This window comes from Moorena sp. SIO3I6, assembly GCF_010672095.1.
In genome coordinates, this window is the sequence record NZ_JAAHHU010001567.1 from 1 (window position 1) to 1160 (window position 1160).

General features: G+C 45.3%; 2 protein-coding genes. Both read left to right on the forward strand.

What is annotated here, in order from left to right; genetic code table 11:
* Positions 1-90: 90 nt before the first annotated feature.
* A complete protein-coding gene (locus F6K49_RS51270) occupies positions 91-357 on the forward strand; it encodes a hypothetical protein (protein ID WP_293110622.1) in 267 nt (88 codons plus the stop codon).
* 53 nt (positions 358-410) lie between these two features.
* Positions 411-1034, forward strand: coding sequence for a type II secretion system protein (locus F6K49_RS51275; protein ID WP_293066397.1), 624 nt, complete (start codon positions 411-413; stop codon positions 1032-1034).
* Positions 1035-1160 lie beyond the last annotated feature (126 nt).

Sequence of the window (1160 nt, forward strand, 5' to 3'; positions counted from 1 at the left end):
TAGGATAATGACTGGAAAGATAACACACCAGAAAACTTTCAATGGCAGAGTTTAGTTGGTGATTTAGGTGTAAAACCAGAGCAAGTTTGGGTGGGAACAAACCTAACTGGTAACAACCAATCTGGGGCAACATTATCGATTTTGAAAGAGGAGAGAAAAATTACCTTTGATAACCAGGGAGTTATAAAAAATGCACAAATTGACTCAGAGGAATTTGGCTTAGCTATCGTAGTCGCTGTTCCGAATTCTAAGGAGAAAGACAACCCTATTGAAGCTACCCAGCGATGTGTAAAAATAAAAACTATCTTGGGTGCCCTAGAAACTGACAGAAAAGGGGGATGTCCTTCTTCAACATAGTGCTGAGTGGGTTAGAAAGGAAAAAGGTCAAACTTCAATCAGGGTGATAGTCGATGCGATTCAATAGCCAACAGGGCGATCAATCCCGAGGTGATGCGATTGCGCTACGCGCACGCTGCGCGATCGCTGGATTCACTCTACTGGAAACTATTCTGATAGTGTTGGTCGTTGGGCTATTGGCTGCGATCGCAACCCCCAGCTGGCTCACCTTTATCAATCATCTGCAGCTCAACATTGCCCAAGACGAAATTTACCGAGCCATGCGGATTGCCCAAAGCAACGCCAAACGAGACAAAGACATCTGGCAAACTAGCTTTCGAGAAAAAGATGGCATTGTCCAGTGGTCAATTCACCCAGCTATGGGAAAAACATGCATTTTAGATCAAGTCCATTGGCATAGCCTTAGCTCTACCATCGCCATCTACAAAGACAAAAATAAGAAAGGTAAATCCGAGACTACCCTAGCCAAACCAAAGGGAGACTGTTCAAATACTGGAGTATGGCGAGTCCAGTTTAACTACAAAGGAAACACCAACGGACAATTGGGACAAATCACCCTAATCACCAAGAACAATAGCACCACTCAACGTTGTGTTTACGTATCCACCCTAATCGGAGCCCTGCGCAAGGGTAGATATCATCCTAAACCGAATAACAGTAAGAAGTATTGTTATTGAGGGAATCGGGAATCGGGAATCGGGAATCGGGAATCGGGAATCGGGAATCGGGAATCGGGAATCGGGAATCGGGAATCGGGAATCGGGAATCGGGAATCGGGAATCGGGAATCGGGAATCGGGAATC